The sequence below is a fragment of the Streptomyces sp. CB02959 genome (assembly GCF_002803155.1).
Taxonomy (GTDB): domain Bacteria; phylum Actinomycetota; class Actinomycetes; order Streptomycetales; family Streptomycetaceae; genus Streptomyces.
Genome location: NZ_NNBP01000004.1, coordinates 193351 through 209077 on the forward strand (window position 1 = coordinate 193351; position 15727 = coordinate 209077).

General features: G+C 73.4%; 10 protein-coding genes. 6 read left to right on the plus strand and 4 right to left on the minus strand.

Features of this window, described 5'->3' with window-relative positions; genetic code table 11:
- The first annotated feature begins 40 nt into the window (after window positions 1-40).
- The gene (gene hrpB, locus CG747_RS08835; protein ID WP_100601089.1) at window positions 41-2644 is read left to right on the plus strand and encodes an ATP-dependent helicase HrpB; all 2604 of its coding nucleotides are present in this window, start codon (window positions 41-43) and stop codon (window positions 2642-2644) included.
- Between the two features lie 144 nt (window positions 2645-2788).
- Here the strand turns inward: hrpB and CG747_RS08840 are convergent, their stop codons facing one another.
- The 3 genes from CG747_RS08840 to CG747_RS08845 form a co-directional block, all read right to left on the minus strand.
- Window positions 2789-3784 carry a DUF3068 domain-containing protein gene (locus CG747_RS08840; protein ID WP_100601090.1) on the minus strand — a complete coding sequence of 332 codons (996 nt, stop codon included), beginning with the start codon at window positions 3782-3784 and terminating at the stop codon, window positions 2789-2791.
- Window positions 3785-3856: 72 nt separating this feature from the next.
- Window positions 3857-3991 carry an SPW_0924 family protein gene (locus tag CG747_RS46880; RefSeq protein ID WP_107490305.1) on the minus strand — a complete coding sequence of 45 codons (135 nt, stop codon included), beginning with the start codon at window positions 3989-3991 and terminating at the stop codon, window positions 3857-3859.
- 153 nt (window positions 3992-4144) lie between these two features.
- Window positions 4145-6013, minus strand: a complete 1869-nt coding sequence (locus tag CG747_RS08845) for a lytic transglycosylase (protein WP_100601091.1) — start codon at window positions 6011-6013, stop codon at window positions 4145-4147.
- A gap of 180 nt (window positions 6014-6193) precedes the next feature.
- Here CG747_RS08845 and CG747_RS08850 point away from each other — a divergent pair, with 180 nt between their 5' ends.
- On the plus strand, window positions 6194-7084 hold the full coding sequence (locus tag CG747_RS08850) for a DUF4184 family protein (RefSeq protein WP_100601092.1): 891 nt from the start codon (window positions 6194-6196) through the stop codon (window positions 7082-7084).
- A gap of 58 nt (window positions 7085-7142) precedes the next feature.
- Here CG747_RS08850 and polA read toward each other — a convergent pair whose 3' ends face one another.
- Complete coding sequence (gene polA, locus CG747_RS08855) at window positions 7143-9857, minus strand: DNA polymerase I (protein ID WP_180985445.1); 2715 nt, start codon at window positions 9855-9857, stop codon at window positions 7143-7145.
- A 238-nt stretch (window positions 9858-10095) separates the two neighbouring features.
- Between polA and CG747_RS08860 the strand changes: the two genes are divergently transcribed.
- The 4 genes from CG747_RS08860 (at window position 10096) to CG747_RS08875 (ending at window position 15725) form a co-directional block, all read left to right on the plus strand.
- Entirely contained in the window at window positions 10096-12381 is a 2286-nt protein-coding gene (locus tag CG747_RS08860; protein WP_100601094.1) for an FdhF/YdeP family oxidoreductase, read from the plus strand.
- A gap of 127 nt (window positions 12382-12508) precedes the next feature.
- Window positions 12509-12982 (plus strand): PaaI family thioesterase, encoded by a 474-nt coding sequence (locus CG747_RS08865; RefSeq protein WP_100601095.1) that lies wholly within the window; start codon window positions 12509-12511, stop codon window positions 12980-12982.
- 476 nt (window positions 12983-13458) lie between these two features.
- Window positions 13459-14679 (plus strand): branched-chain amino acid ABC transporter substrate-binding protein, encoded by a 1221-nt coding sequence (locus tag CG747_RS08870; RefSeq protein WP_100601096.1) that lies wholly within the window; start codon window positions 13459-13461, stop codon window positions 14677-14679.
- A gap of 116 nt (window positions 14680-14795) precedes the next feature.
- A complete protein-coding gene (locus tag CG747_RS08875) occupies window positions 14796-15725 on the plus strand; it encodes a branched-chain amino acid ABC transporter permease (RefSeq protein ID WP_100601097.1) in 930 nt (309 codons plus the stop codon).
- Window positions 15726-15727: the final 2 nt, after the last annotated feature.

Here is a 15727-nt window from a genome sequence, read left to right on the forward strand (position 1 = left end):
GGGCGGCCGGCGCGGGCGGACCGGGCGGCAGACTGGAGCGGTGAGCCTCACCCCTTCGCCGGCCGCGGGTACGCCCGCTGCCGCCCTCGCCCAGCTGCCCGTCCGCAGCGCGCTGCCCGCGCTGCGCAGTGCCCTCGACACGGTCGGTGCCGCGGTGCTGTGCGCGCCGCCGGGCACCGGCAAGACGACCCTCGTGCCGCTGGAGCTCGCCGGGCTGACCGGCGCGGGGCCGCGGCGGCGGGTGCTGGTCGCCGAGCCGCGCCGGATCGCGGCTCGTGCGGCGGCCCGGCGAATGGCGTGGCTGCTCGGCGAGCGGGTGGGCGACAGTGTCGGCTTCACGGTGCGCGGGGAGCGGCGGGCCGGGCCCCGCACGGCGGTGGAAGTGGTGACCACCGGGGTGCTGCTGCAACGACTGCAGCGCGATCCGGAGCTGGCCGGGGTGGACGTCGTGGTGCTGGACGAGTGCCATGAGCGGCATCTGGACGCCGATACCTGCGCGGCCTTCCTGCTGGACGTGAGGGCGGCGCTGCGGCCGGAGCTGCAGGTGCTCGCCGCCTCCGCGACGACGGACGCGGAGGGGTGGGCGCGCCTGCTGGGCGGCGACGGGGAGCCGGCTCCCGTGGTGGCGGCGGCGGGGGTGTCGTACCCGGTGGAGGTCGTGTGGGCGCCGCCGGCGCGGCCGGTCGCGCCGGCGCACGGGATGCGGGTGGATCCCGCGCTGCTGGCGCACGTCGCCGCCGTGGTGCGGCGGGCGCTGCGCGAGCAGGCCGGTGACGTGCTGTGCTTCCTGCCCGGGGTCGGGGAGATCGCGCGGGTCGCGGGGCAGCTGGGCGGGGTGGACGCCGAGGTGCTGCAGGTGCACGGGCGGGCGCCGGCCGAGGTGCAGGACGCCGTGCTGGCCGGCGGGGACGGAACCCGCCGGGTCGTCCTGGCGACCTCCGTGGCGGAGTCCAGTCTGACCGTGCCGGGGGTGCGGACCGTGGTGGACAGCGGGCTGGCGCGGGTGCCGCGGAGGGACCATGCGCGCGGGCTCAGCGCACTGGCGACCGTGCGGGCCTCGCGGGCGGCGGGGCGGCAGCGGGCCGGGCGGGCCGGGCGGCAGGGGCCCGGCGTGGTCTACCGCTGCTGGGCCGAAGGGGAGGACGGGCGGCTGCCGCGCTTCCCGGATCCGGAGATCAGGGTCGCCGATCTGACCGCGTTCGCCCTCCAGGCGGCCTGTTGGGGCGATCCGGCCGCGAGCGGGCTGGCGCTGCTCGACGCACCGCCGGCCGGGGCGCTGGCCGCGGCCCAGGAGGTGCTGGCGGCGATCGGCGCGGTGGACGCGGCGGGCCGGGCCACCGGGCGGGGCGTGCGGATGGCGCGGCTCGGGCTGCACCCGCGGCTGGCCCGCGCACTGGTGGACGGCGCGGCGGAGGTCGGGGTGCGGCGCGCCGCGGAGGTGGTGGCGCTGCTCAGCGAGGAGCCGCCGCGGTCCTACGGGGACGATCTGGCGGCCGCCTGGCGCACCGCGCGGCGGGGCGGCGATGCCTACGCCGCGCGGTGGCGGCAGGAGGCGCGGCGGCTGGCGTCGGCGGCCGGGGAACCCGCGCGGGAGGACGGCGAGCGGCCGGGGCCGGCGACCGGAGGGCCCGCGTCCGAGGACGCGGTGGCCGGGCTGATCGCGGCGCTGGCCTTCCCGGAGCGGGTGGCCCGGGCGCGCGGGGCGGGCGGCTACCTGATGGCGTCCGGGACCGGGGCCGAACTGGCCGGGGCGGAGGCCGGCGGCAGGGCCGGGGACGGGTCGCGGCTGCGGGACGCGGCGTGGCTGGCGGTCGCGGTGGCGGACCGGCCGGTCACGGCGGCGTCGGCGCGGATCCGGCTCGCGGCGGTGATCGACGAGGAGACCGCCCGCGCCGCGGCCGGGGCGCTGTACTCCTCCGGGGAGGAGGTGCACTGGGCCGATGGGGAGGTGGTGGCCCGGCGGGTGACCCGGCTGGGCGCGATCGAACTGGCGGCCCGGCCGCTGACCGCACCGGATCCCGCACTGCTGCGGGACGCGGTCGTCGACGGTCTGCGGCGGGAGGGGCTCGGGCTGCTGCGGTGGACGGCCGGGGCGACCGCGGTGCGGCAGCGGATGGCCTTCCTGTACCGGGAGGTGGGCGCGCCGTGGCCGGAGGTGTCGGACGCGGCGCTGCTGGAGCGCGTCGAGGAGTGGCTGGGGCCCGAGCTGGGGCGGGCGCGGCGGCGGGCCGATCTGGCGCGGGTGGACGCGGGGCAGGCGCTGACCCGGCTGCTGCCGTGGGCGACTGGTGAGGCGGTGCGTTTCGAGGAGCTGGCGCCGGAGCGGATCGAGGTGCCGAGCGGGTCCCGGGTGCGTGTGGACTACGACGGTGAGCAGCCCGTACTCGCCGTCAAGCTGCAGGAGTTGTTCGGACTGCGGGAGTCGCCGCGGCTGGCGGGCGGGCGGGTGCCCGTGGTGGTGCACCTGCTCTCCCCGGCGGGGCGGCCGGCGGCGGTCACGGCGGACCTGGCCTCCTTCTGGCGGGAGGGCTACCGGGCCGTCCGGGCGGAGTTGCGCGGCCGCTACCCGAAGCATCCCTGGCCGGAGGACCCTTCGACGGCCGAACCGACCCGGCACACCGCGGCTCGGCTGCGGCGGGGGTGAGAGCCCGCCGGGCGGGGCGGTCCCGCCGCCGGGCGGACGGCCCCGCGCGCCGCGCTCTCCGGGGGCGGCCGGGCACGTCAACTCCCTTTCGTGGCGGGTCGTTCGGAGGGTGGGCGGTCGGTTCGTCGGTGTCATGTCTCCACGTTACGGACCGCCACTGACAACGCCCTCGGCCGCCGGTGGCGCAGCGTCGCGGCGGGGCCGCCGGCCGCGGGCTTCGAGATGCAGGCTGACGGCGAGGAGCACGGCGCCGAGGGCCAGGAAGCCCCAGGGGAGGTAGCGGGTGAGCAGCAGCACGAGGGTGCGCTGGGACTTGACCAGGGACACGGTGGCGTCGACGTAGTCGGGGCGCATCTTCACGTCGCCGGCGAAGGCGGTGACCTTGCCGCCGCCGGGCAGCAGTTGGCCGCCGCGCAGCTCCTCCTTGTGGAGCTCCTCGCCGTTGACCGGGGCGCCGGTGACCGGGTCGACCCAGAACATCCGCGTGGTGGAGTACCAGCGGGTGGTGCCCATCTTCTCGACGGCCTCCGGGGTGATGCCCTTGACCGGCATCTTCTTGGGGAGCGGGACCCTGGTCCAGGGGATGGTCTGCTCGAAGTAGTAGACCTCCAGGCCGTGGAAGGTGCGGGTCCCCTTGTAGTGGATGGGGGCGGAGGTGCGGGTCTGCGCGTCGAAGTAGGTGTAGTCGCGCTTCTCGGTGAGGAACGGCCACTTGTACTCGATGCCGGACCGGCGTACGGGGTCGCCGTCGACCATCTCGCCGGCGGCGTGGACGGGGTCCTGGGAGTGCGCGTCGAAGACGTAGCGCTCGGGGACCTCGGAGACCATCTTGCCGTCGGGGCCGGCCACGAAGGAGAGGGTGTCCCAGACCACCACGTCGCGGCCCGCGGTTCGCCTGATCCGGTCGGCCTCGGCGACGTCGCCCTTGAGGGTCTGCACGATGGTGACCTTGGGGACCTGCCGGGCCTTCATGGTGCCGTAGTCGAGGAGGGTGGCGGGCCGGGCCTCCAGGACCATGTCCTGGTACTGGCTGGGCGGGATCTTGGCGAGGCGGGGGAAGGCGTACCACCGCATCAGCGGGGACAGGGCGGTGAAGAAGGCGGCGAGCCCGAGCAGGACGAGGCTCGCGGTGCGGCGCATCCCTCTCCGCTGCTTCGACGGGTGCGCCCCGGTACCGGGCGGGTTTCGGCGCATGGCGGTGGCGGCCCTCCCTCAGGGGTGTGCGGGGACGGTGGTCAGCAGTGGCTTGGGGGAGGTACGCCCCTCGGGGGCGCCGATCGCGGTGACGGTGAAGATGAGGGCGAGCGCCGCGGCCAGGCCGATCGCGGCTGCTATCAGGGCGCGCATGGCCGTCCTCCCGGAGAACTGAACTGATGCAGCGTCAGGGCGGGGGCACGGTAGCAACGGGCGGCCGAGATGAGAACACGTTTCACCGCCGCCCCGCCCGGGTGAACGGGCGGGACGGCGGTGGCGGCGGAGATGCGGCCGGGGGCCGGGCGGTCAGGAGGAGGCGGCCGGTGCCGTGACGGTGAGGGTGACGGTCAGCACGGCGCCGTCGGCGGTGGTCAGCCGGAGCCGGAAGGTGCCCGGGTGGGCGTCGGTGTAGATCGTCGGGAGGGTGAGCAGGCCGTCGGCGCCGGTGGTGAGGCCGGTGAGGGTGCGGATCGGCTTGTCCTTGTCGGCACCGGTGGCCTTGGGGTCCTTGAAGTAGGGGCCCCGGTCGTTCTCGACGGGCTTCTTCGGGTCGTCGGTGACCAGGGTGGCGGTGACCGCGACTCCGGCCGCGGCCTTGCCCTGGTAGGTCGCCTTGACCTGGACGGCGTCGGCGGCGTACGCGCCGCCGGTCTTCGCGGTCGGCTCCTTGTCGGACGTCCGGGCGAGCGCGTCGGCCTTCGGTGCGGGCTTGGCGGTGACGGTGCCGGTGAAGTCGACGGGGGGCACGGTGCGCCCGACGGCGGTGGCCCGGACGGTGAACGGGCCGGCCGTGTCGCCGGCGTGCAGCGTCGGGGCGGTGGCCAAGCCGTCCTTGTCGGTGGTGACCGTGACCGCGGTGGCGTCACCGGGGAAGCGGGTGCCGGTGGTGCCGGTGAGGGTGAAGCGGACGTCGGCGCCGGCCACCGGCTTGCCGTCGGCGTCCTTGGCGCGGACCCGGGGCGCGGTGGCGAAGTCGGTGCCCGCGGTGGCGGTGAGGTCCTTGCCGTCCTTGTCGCCGACCGGTTCGAGGGCGGTCGGCGGGGCGGGCTTCGTGGGCGGCTTCGGAGTGGGCGTGGGGGTCGGGGTGGGCTTCGGGTCCGGGGTCGGCTTCGGGTCCGGGGTGGGCTTCGGATCCGGGGTGGGCTTCGCGGGCGGCGTGGGGGTGTGGGTGCCGCCGCCGGGGGCGGGCCCGGTGGAGCCGCCCGGGACAGCCGGCTCGTCGGGCTTCTCCCGGCCGGCCGCGCCACCGGGCGCCGGGGGCGTGCCCTTCGCACCGCCGCGGGCGCGGCCCGCCTTCCCGGCGCCGTCACGGGTGTCGGCGGTGCCGCCGCCGCGCTGTACGGGGAGTACGCCCTTGCCGTCCGGCACCTCGAACGTGCCGTTCCGGTAGAAGGCGTACCAGGACAGCACCGTGCGCAGGTACTCGCCGGAGTCGTTGTAGCCGAGGACGGCCCGGTCCAGGTCGGCCTGGACGGACAGGTCGCGGCCGTTGGCGCAGAGGTAGCGGCCGGCGGCGAGGGTGGCGTCGAAGACGTTGTTGGGGTCCTTGATGCCGTCCCCGTTGCCGTCGGCGCCCCAGCCCTCGCCGTGCGGGCCCCCTTGGGACCAGGTGGAGGGGATGAACTGCATCGGGCCGACGGCGCGGTCGTGCGTGGTGTCGCCGTCGTAGCGACCGTGGTCGGTGTCGGGTATCAGGGCGAAGCCCTGGCCGTTGAGCTGGGGGCCGAGGATCGGTTGCAGGGTGGTGCCCTCGGCGTCGACCGCGCCGCCCCGGGCATGGCCGGACTCCACCTCGCCGATCCCGGCGAGCAGTTGCCAGGGCAGCCGGCAGCCGGGGGTGGACGCGCGGAGTTGGGCCTCGGCCTTCTTGTAGGCGGCCAGGACGGTGGCCGGAATACCCGCCTGGGACGGGCCGTGCGCCGGACGTACAGTGCTGCCGGAGTGGCCGGAACCCTTCGGTGGGACGGGGCTCTTGAGGGGTGGCAGGTCGGTGTAATACGGCGAGCCGCCGTCGATGGGGGTGCCGGCGGGCGGTACGGGGCCGCGGTCGGCGCGAGCGACCGCGCGTTCGACGGCACCGGGCGCCTGGGAAGCGGTCAGCGCGGCCAGCGCCGCCGCTGCCACGGCCGTCGAGGCCGCTCCCCTTTGGAGCCGCCGCCGGAATGTGGCTGCCATACCTGGTGTCCCCTCCGTGTCGACCGACCGCGCACACCTGTCTCAGGTCCTGCGTGTCGTGCGTGACGCCGTACGGCGCTCCCCCAGCGCCTCAACTCCGGCGACACTACGACAACTCGGGCCGCGCAGCCACCACTCGCATCGGCCACATAATGATCCGAATCGATCAAGGAGGGGCAGATGCCGTTCACCCTGAGCCATGCCGCCGCCGTCCTGCCGCTCATCCGTCGAACCGGCGCGGCGCGTGGCCCCTTGGTCGCCTCGGCGCTGGTCGCCGGATCGTTCGCACCGGATGTGACGTACTACGCGGGCACCGTGGTTCCCGGGGGCATGGCGTTCGGCACGGTCACCCACTCCCCGGTCGGCGTGGTGACGGTGGACGTGCTGCTCACCGCGGTGCTGGTCGGCGGGTGGCGGCTGGTGCGCGCACCGCTGCCGGCGCTGCTGCCGCGGGCCGGGCGGGAGCGGCTGGGGGCGTTCCTCGGGGGCCGGCCGAGGCGGCCCCGGACACTCGGCGAACGGGCCGCGTGGGCGGGCTGGTTCGCGGTGTCGGCGGTGCTCGGCTCGGCGTCCCATGTGGTCTGGGACGCCTTCACCCATCCCGGCCGCTGGGGCACCCGGCTGCTTCCCGTGCTCAACACGGTGGTGGGCGACCGGCCGCTGGCCATGTACGTGCAGTACGGGACCTCGGCGCTGGCCCTGGCGGGGATCGGGTGGTTCCTGTGGGCGGCGCTGCGGGAGCCGCCCGCGGCGGGGGCCTGCGGCGTCGGGCGGGCGGCGCCCGAACTGCCGGTGCGGCTACGGCTGTTGCTCGCCGCCCCGATCGTCCTGGGGATGCTGCTCGGCGCCGGGTACCGCACGCTGCGGGCGTACGCCGTCCACGGGGCGACGGTGGGGTGGTTCGACTACCTGCCGGACCTGCTCTTCGGGGCGGGTGCCGGGCTCGTACCGGGGCTACTGGTCTGCGCGGCGGCCTTCCGGCTGCTGGACCGGCGGGCGCACCGGAGCGGGGCCGCGGCGGACGGGGCCGTGCCGGGGCGGCCGGCGGGCGCCGGGGCCGAAGCCACCTGACGGGGCGGGCGGGCCGGGGTGCGTACGGCGCGAGCACCGTACGCACCCCGGGCGGCGGTCAGTGCGCCGCGGACTCCCAGTCCTCGCCGGAGCCGATCGAGACGTCGAGCGGGGCGCGGAGTTCGACGGCGGCGGCCATCTCCCTCCGGAGCAGTTCCTCGACCGCGGCGCGCTCGCCGGGGGCCACCTCGACCACGATTTCGTCGTGGACCTGGAGCAGCATCCGGGAGGTCAGCTCCGCCGTGCGCAGCGCGGCGTCGACCCGCAGCATCGCGATCTTGACGATGTCGGCGGCGGTGCCCTGGATCGGGGCGTTCAGCGCCATCCGCTCGGCCATCTCGCGGCGCTGGCGGTTGTCGCTGTTGAGGTCGGGCAGATAGCGGCGGCGGCCCAGGATCGTCTCGGTGTAGCCGGTGGCGCGGGCCTCCTCGACGACGCGCTGGAGGTAGTCGCGCACCCCGCCGAAGCGCTCGAAGAAGGTGTCCATCAGCTTGCGGGCCTCGTCGGGCTGGATGCCCAGCTGCTGGGAGAGGCCGAATGCCGAGAGTCCGTAGGCCAGGCCGTAGGACATCGCCTTGATCTTGCGGCGCATCTCCGGGTCGACCTCGCGCTTGGCGACCGAGAAGACCTGGGAGGCGACGGTGGTGTGCAGGTCCTCGCCGGAGGCGAACGCCTCGATCAGGCCCTCGTCCTCGGAGAGGTGGGCCATCACCCGGAGTTCGATCTGGCTGTAGTCGGCGGTCAGCAGCGACTCGAAGCCCTCGCCGACGACGAAGCCGCGGCGGATCGCCCGGCCCTCGTCCGTCCGCACCGGGATGTTCTGCAGATTGGGGTCGGTGGAGGACAGCCGGCCGGTGGCCGCGACGGTCTGGTTGAAGGTGGTGTGAATCCGGCCGCCCGCGGCGATGGCCTTGATCAGACCCTCGACCGTGGTCCGCAGCTTGGCCTGCTCCCGGTGGCGGAGCATGATCACCGGGAGTTCGTTGTCGGTCTGCGCGGCCAGCCAGGCCAGCGCGTCGGCGTCGGTGGTGTAGCCGGTCTTGGTCTTCTTGGTCTTGGGCAGGCCCAGCTCGCCGAAGAGGACCTCCTGGAGCTGCTTGGGCGAGCCGAGGTTGAACTCGTGGCCGGCGGCGGCGTGCGCCTCCTTGACGGCCTGCTGCACGGCGCCCGCGAACTGCTGCTCCATGCGCTCCAGCCAGCCGCGGTCGGCGGCGATCCCGGCCCGCTCCATCCGGGCCAGCAGCTCGCTGGTGGGCAGCTCGACGTCGCGCAGCAGATCGGTGGCGCCGACCTCGGCCAGCTTCGCCTCGAATGCCGCCCCGAGGTCCAGGACCGTGCGGGCCTGCGCCATCAGGGCCTCCGCCTCGGCCTCGTCGTCCGCGCCGAACGCCAGCTGCCCGTCGCCGGCGGCGGCCGGGGCGAGATCGCGGCCCAGGTACTCGACGGAGAGGGCGTCCAGCGCGAAGGAGCGGCGGCCGGGCTTGACCAGATAGGCGGCGAGTGCGGTGTCCATGGCGACGCCGTCGATCCGCCAGCCGTGCTCGCCGAAGACCCGCATCAGGCCCTTGGCGTTGTGCATCACCTTGGGCCGGGCCGGGTCGGCGCTCCAGGCGGCGAAGGCCCGCTCGTCGGCCTCGTCCAGCTGGGCCGGGTCGAACCAGGCGGCCGGACCGTGCCCGGTGGCCAGCGCCACCTCGGCGACGCTGCCGCTGCCCAGCGTCCACACGTCGACGGTGGCCACGCCCAGCGGTCCGGTGCCGTGCTCGGCCAGCCACGGGGCGAGCTCGCCGGTGCCGAGGACGGTGCCGTCCACCTCGACGCCGGCGGCCGGCTCGACCGTCTCGGCGGACTCGGCGGCGCCCGGGTCCACGGCCAGCAGGCGGTCCCGCAGGCCCTGGTTGCGGATCTCCAGGGCGTTGAGGAAGACCTTGAGGGCCTCGCGGTCGTAGGGCGCGCGGCCGAGCTCGGCGGGGCCGCAGGGCAGCTCGACGTCGCGGACCATCTCGGTCAGCCGGCGGTTGAGCTTCACCGACTCCAGGTGGTCGCGGAGGTTCTGCCCCGCCTTGCCCTTGACCTCGTCGACGCGCTCCACCAGCTCGGCGAACGAACCGAACTGGTTGATCCACTTCGTGGCGGTCTTCTCGCCGACGCCGGGGATGCCGGGGAGGTTGTCCGACGGGTCGCCGCGCAGGGCCGCGAAGTCCGGGTACTGGGCAGGGGTCAGGCCGTACTTCTCGGCGACCTTCTCGGGGGTGAAGCGCGTCAGCTCGGAGACGCCCTTGGTCGGGTAGAGGACCGTGACGTCCTCGGAGACCAGCTGGAAGGAGTCGCGGTCGCCGGTGACGATCGCGACCTCGAAGCCCTGGGCGGTGGCCTGGGTGGCCAGGGTGGCGATGACGTCGTCGGCCTCGAAGCCGTCCACCGCGAAGCGCTTGACGTGCATCGCGTCGAGGAGCTCGCCGATCAGCTCGACCTGGCCCTTGAACTCGTCGGGCGTCTTGGAGCGGTTCGCCTTGTACTCGGGGAACTCCTCGGAGCGCCACGTCTTGCGGGAGACGTCGAACGCCACCGCGAAGTGCGTGGGCGCCTCGTCACGCAGGGTGTTCGCGAGCATCGACGCGAAGCCGTAGATCGCGTTGGTCGGTTGCCCGGTCGCGGTGGTGAAATTCTCCACGGGCAGGGCGAAGAACGCCCGGTATGCCATGGAATGCCCGTCCATCAGGAGCAGGCGCGGACGGCCGCCCGCCGCCTCGGTGCCGGTCGCTTCGCTCATCTTCACTGCCTTTCCTGCCACGCCCCCGATCCTGCCACGGCCCACTGACAATCCCCGCCGCGACGGGAGACACCGGGCCGACGGACCGCCGCCGCGCCACACCCAGCGCCCCGCAGTCCCCTTACTGCCCCGTCCCCGTCCATGACAGGATCGGGGGCGCACGAAAGCAGATGTGCACGGCAACGATCCACCGCGACCCGGCGGTCCGACACCGGCACACGAACCGAGGGAGAGTGCCATGGCAGGCAAGCCGCCCGCGTCGGACCCCGTCCAGGACGCGCCCGAGGTCGGCGCGCCCCAGCACTCCGCGGTCGGTATCCCGGCCATCGCCCACGCGCTGAAGATCTCCCAGCAGCAGATGGGCGTCCGCCGCACCGCCCTCACCCTGCTGCGGGTCAACCAGAAGAACGGCTTCGACTGCCCCGGCTGCGCCTGGCCCGAGGACGACAAGCGGCACGCCGCCGAATTCTGCGAGAACGGCGCCAAGGCCGTCGCCGAGGAAGCCACCCTGCGGCGGGTCACCCCCGACTTCTTCGCCGCCCACCCGGTCGAGGACCTCGCCACCCGCAGCGGCTACTGGCTCGGCCAGCAGGGCCGCCTCACCCACCCCATGTACCTCCCCGAGGGCGCCGAGCGCTACGAGCCGGTCACCTGGGAGCGCGCCTTCGACCTCATCGCCGAGGAGCTCACCGCCCTCGGCTCCCCCGACGAGGCCGTCTTCTACACCTCCGGGCGGACCAGCAACGAGGCCGCCTTCCTCTACCAGCTCTTCGCCCGCGAGTTCGGCACCAACAACCTCCCCGACTGCTCCAACATGTGCCACGAGTCGTCCGGCTCGGCACTGACCGACACCCTCGGCGTCGGCAAGGGCAGCGTCCTGCTGGAGGACCTCTACAAGGCCGACCTGATCATCGTCGCCGGGCAGAATCCGGGCACCAACCACCCCCGGATGCTCAGCGCCCTGGAGAAGGCCAAGGCCGGCGGCGCCAAGATCATCTCGATCAACCCGCTGCCCGAGGCCGGCCTGGAGCGGTTCAAGAACCCCCAGACCCCGCGCGGCCTGGCCGGCGGCGGCACCGCCCTCACCGACCTCTTCCTCCAGGTGCGCATCGGCGGCGACCAGGCCCTCTTCCGCGCCCTCAACCGCGGCATCCTGCAGACCGACGGGGCCCTCGACGAGGACTTCATCCGCGACCACACGCACGGTTTCGAGGAGTTCGCGGCCCTGGTCCGGGCCGGCGAGGACGCCGACGACACGCTGCGCGCCACCGGGCTCACCCAGGACGAGATCGAGCGCGCCCTGGCCATGGTCCTCGCCTCCGAGCGCACCATCGTGTGCTGGGCGATGGGCCTGACCCAGCACAAGCACTCCGTCCCCACCATCCAGGAAGTCGTCAACCTCCTCCTGCTGCGCGGCAACGTCGGCCGCCCCGGAGCCGGCGTCTGCCCCGTACGCGGCCACAGCAACGTCCAGGGCGACCGCACCATGGGCATCTTCGAACGGCCCGCACCGGCCTTCCTCGACGCCCTGGAGAAGGAGTTCGGCTTCGCCCCGCCCCGCGAGCACGGCTACGACGTCGTCCGCGCCATCCGCGCCCTGCGCGACGGCCGGGCCAAGGTCTTCTTCGCCATGGGCGGCAACTTCGTCTCCGCCACACCGGACACCGACGTCACCGAAGCCGCCGTCCGACGCGCCCGCCTCACCGTGCACGTCTCCACCAAGCTCAACCGCTCCCACGTGGTCACCGGCGCCCGCGCCCTGATCCTGCCGACCCTGGGCCGCACCGAACGCGACCGCCAGGCGAGCGGCGACCAGTTCGTGACCGTCGAGGACTCCATGGGCATGGTGCACGCCTCCCGCGGCCGCCTGGAGCCCGCCGGCCCCCGACTGCTGTCCGAGCCCGCCATCGTCGCCCGCCTCGCCCGCCGCACCCTCGGCGACCGCAGCAGCACCCCCTGGGAGGCGTTCGAAAAGGACTACGCCGCGATCCGCGACCGGATCGCCCGCGTCATCCCCGGCTTCGAGGACTTCAACGCCAAGGTCGCCCGCCCCGGAGGCTTCGCCCTGCCGCACGGCCCCCGGGACAGCCGCAGCTTCCCCACCGCCACCGGGAAGGCCAACTTCACAGCCGCCCCCGTGGAACACCCCACCGCCCCCGAAGGGCGGCTGCTCCTGCAGACGCTGCGCTCCCACGACCAGTACAACACCACCATCTACGGCCTCGACGACCGCTACCGCGGCATCAAGAACGGCCGCCGCGTCGTCCTCGTCCACCCCGACGACGCCCGACAACTCGGCTTCGCCGACGGCGCCTACGCCGACCTGATCAGCGAGTGGACCGACGGCAGCGAACGGCGCGCCCCCGGCTTCCGGGTGGTGCACTACCCCACCGCCCGCGGCTGCGCGGCCGCCTACTACCCCGAGACCAACGTCCTGGTCCCGCTGGACCACACCGCCGACACCAGCAACACCCCGGCCTCGAAGTCCCTGGTCGTCCGGCTGGAGGCCGCGCGGGAGAGCTGACCGCCGCCCCGCGCGGTGCACGACCACGGGCACCCCGCGGCGGGTGCCCACCCCGAGACCTGATAGGAACAGGCCCAGATCCGCGACGATCAAGGGCGCGTTCAGGGCGAACGAAACGGAGCAGTCCATGGGTGAGCAGAGCACGACCACGTTCCCGCAGGAGATCCTCGACCAGTGGGCCGGCATCGGGGTCGACCTGCCCGCCCTGTTCTCCGCCGGGCACCTGGGCGAGCGGATGAGCGTGCAGGTCACCGAGGCGGCCGCCGAGCGCGTCGTCGGCACCATGCCCGTCGAGGGCAACACCCAGCCCTACGGACTGCTGCACGGCGGCGCCTCCGCCGTACTGGCCGAGACCCTCGGCTCCGTCGGCGCCATGCTGCACGGCGGCCCCGCCAAGGCGGCCGTCGGCGTCGACCTCAACTGCACCCACCACCGCGGCGTCCGCTCCGGACTGGTCACCGGCGTCGCCACCCCCGTACACCGCGGCCGCTCCACCACCACCTACGAGATCACCATCACCGACGAGGACGGCAAGCGGGTCTGCACCGCCCGTCTGACCTGCCTGCTGCGCGACGCCGACCCCGGCATGTACCGCGCCTGACGTCGGATATCAGCCAGCCAGCCGGCCGGCGCCTCGGCGCCGGCCGCCACGGCCCCGCACCCGGACCCCGGGGCGGGGCCGTTCGCCTTCCCGTCACACTGCGTCACACGCGCGCGGTGCGGCCCTCCGGCCGAACATCTCCCCCCGGCCACCGCCCCCCTGTCACCAGGCGTCGCAGCCGTTCCGCCCCACCAACTCGGGGCCACAAGTGCGAGTTCACGCTCCGCTCCCCCGCCGCCACTCGGTAAGGGGCATGGCGGCAAAACGCTCATAGAAGGTCATAACAAGAGCGTCACAAGCTCGACAGGGTCAGTTCCGGCCAGCCGAAGGGCGCTCTAGAGTCCACCGCCAGTCACTGCGCCGCCGGGCGCGCACGAGCACGGCCCTGCACCGCCCCGTACGGCCCGGCGCGCGATCCGGCCAGGCGTCAGCCGTGGCCGCGGCCAAGGAAAGGACTGATCGTGCGTCACCGTTCCTTGCTCCTCCTCACCACCGCACTCACCACCGGCGCCCTCACCCTCACCGCCTGCGGATCCCGCGGCGACAACAAGAACGCCGACGGCGGGAAGACCACCGTCGTCATCGGCCTCGACGCCCCGACCACCGGCGAACTCTCCGCCCTGGGCCTGGGCATCCGCAACTCCGCCCAACTCGCCGTCGACACCGCCAACAAGACCGGCGAGGCACCGGCCGTCACCTTCAAGCTCGAACCCCTCGACGACAAGGCGCTCCCCAACGTCGGCCAGCAGAACGCCACCAAACTCGCCGGCGACAAAAGCGTCCTCGGCATCGTCGGCCCGCTCAACTCCGGCGTCGCCCAGTCCATGCAACAGGTCTCCCAGCAAAACGGCGTCACCCTGATATCCCCCGCCAACACCACCCCCGACCTCACCCAGGGCAAGGACTGGAAACAGAACAGACGCACCCGCCAATTCCCCACGTATTTCCGCACCGCCACCACCGACGAGGTACAGGGCGCCTTCGACGGCCAGTACGCCTGGGAAAAGATGAAGGCCAAGAACACCTACGTCATCGACGACCAGAAGACCTACGGCACCGGCCTGGCCTCCTCCTTCAAGGACCAGTTCACCAAACTCGGCGGCACCGTCGTCGGCACCGACCACATCAGCCCCGACGACCGCGACTTCAAGGCCGTCGTCTCCAAGGTCAAGGCCGCCGCCCCCGACATGGTCTTCTACGGCGGCGAATACCCCGCCTCCGGCCCGCTCAGCCAGCAGCTCAAGGACGGCGGCGTCACCGTCCCGCTCATGGGCGGCGACGGCATGTACAGCGCCGACTACATCAAACTCAACAAGAAAGCCCAGGGCGACTACGCCTCCTCGGTCGGCAAACCCGTCGAACAGCTCGCCTCCGCCAAGAAGTTCATCGCCGACTACAAAGCCGCCGGATTCAAAGAACCCTACGAGGCATACGGCGGCTCCGCCTACGACGCCACCTGGGCCCTCATCCAGGCCGTCAAGAAAGTCGTCACCGACAACAACGGAAAACTCCCCGACGACGCCCGCGCAAAAGTCACCACCGCCATGAACACCGTCACCTTCGACGGCGTCACCGGCCACATCGCCTTCGACAAATACGGCGACACCACCAACACCATGATCACCGCCTACCAGGTCGAGAAGAACGCCTGGGTCTCCCGCTTCAGCGCGGAGTTCAAGAAGTTCGACAAGAGCTGACCGGCCGCACCGGCCCCCACCGACGCCCCGGGCCGCGCCCGGCCCCACCCCCCGCCCCGGCGCGGCCCCCCGGCACCACGGAAACGCACACCTTCCCACCCCACGGAGGCCCTGCGGTGACCGAACTGCCGCAACAGCTGGCCAACGGACTCATCCTCGGCGCGATGTACGGCCTCATCGCGATCGGGTACACGATGGTCTACGGCATCGTCCAGCTCATCAACTTCGCCCACGGCGAGATCTTCATGGTCGGCGGATTCGGCGCCCTCACCGTCTACCTCGCCCTCCCCACCGGCACCGGCCTCGCCGTCGCGCTGCCCGTCATGCTCCTCGGCGGCATCGCGGTGTCCGTCCTCGTCGCCGTCGCGGCGGAACGATTCGCCTACCGCCCGCTCCGCGGCGCCCCCCGCCTCGCCCCCCTCATCACCGCCATCGGCCTGTCCATCGCCCTCCAACAAGCCATCTGGAAGTGGTACCCCGACGGCAAACAAGCCCGCGTCTTCCCCCAGTTCAAAGGCCACGCCCTCAACATCCTCGGCGCCACCGTCCAGCGCGGCGACCTCTTCGTCCTCATCGCCGCCCCCCTGTGCATGACCGCCCTCGGCCTCTACGTCGCCCGCACCCGCACCGGCCGCGCCATGCAGGCCACCGCCCAGGACCCCGACACCGCCCGCCTCATGGGCATCAACACCGACCGCATCATCGTCCTCGCCTTCGCCCTCGGCGCCGCCTTCGCCGGCGTCGCCGCCGTCGCCTACGGCCTGCGCACCGGCGAAGTGCAGTTCCGCATGGGCTTCATCATGGGCCTCAAAGCCTTCACCGCAGCCGTCCTCGGCGGCATCGGCAACATCTACGGCGCCATGCTCGGCGGCATCGTCCTCGGCATCGCCGAAGCCCTCGCCACCGCCTACATCGAGCACCTCCCCGGCATGGAGCAGTTCGGCGGCGGCGCCTGGAAAGACGTCTGGGCCTTCGTCCTCCTCATCCTCGTACTCCTCCTGCGGCCCCAGGGCCTCCTGGGCGAACGCGTCGCGGATCGGGCGTGATA

Excerpts from the sequence above, each read along its gene's own strand:
- CG747_RS08840 (WP_100601090.1), bottom strand. The coding sequence starts at position 3,784 with ATGCGCCGCACCGCGAGCCTCGTCCTGCTCGGGCTCGCCGCCTTCTTC.
- CG747_RS08850 (WP_100601092.1), top strand. The coding sequence starts at position 6,194 with ATGCCGTTCACCCTGAGCCATGCCGCCGCCGTCCTGCCGCTCATCCGT.
- CG747_RS46880 (WP_107490305.1), bottom strand. The coding sequence starts at position 3,991 with ATGCGCGCCCTGATAGCAGCCGCGATCGGCCTGGCCGCGGCGCTCGCC.
- CG747_RS08860 (WP_100601094.1), top strand. The coding sequence starts at position 10,096 with ATGGCAGGCAAGCCGCCCGCGTCGGACCCCGTCCAGGACGCGCCCGAG.
- CG747_RS08865 (WP_100601095.1), top strand. The coding sequence starts at position 12,509 with ATGGGTGAGCAGAGCACGACCACGTTCCCGCAGGAGATCCTCGACCAG.
- polA (WP_180985445.1), bottom strand. The coding sequence starts at position 9,857 with ATGAGCGAAGCGACCGGCACCGAGGCGGCGGGCGGCCGTCCGCGCCTG.
- CG747_RS08845 (WP_100601091.1), bottom strand. The coding sequence starts at position 6,013 with ATGGCAGCCACATTCCGGCGGCGGCTCCAAAGGGGAGCGGCCTCGACG.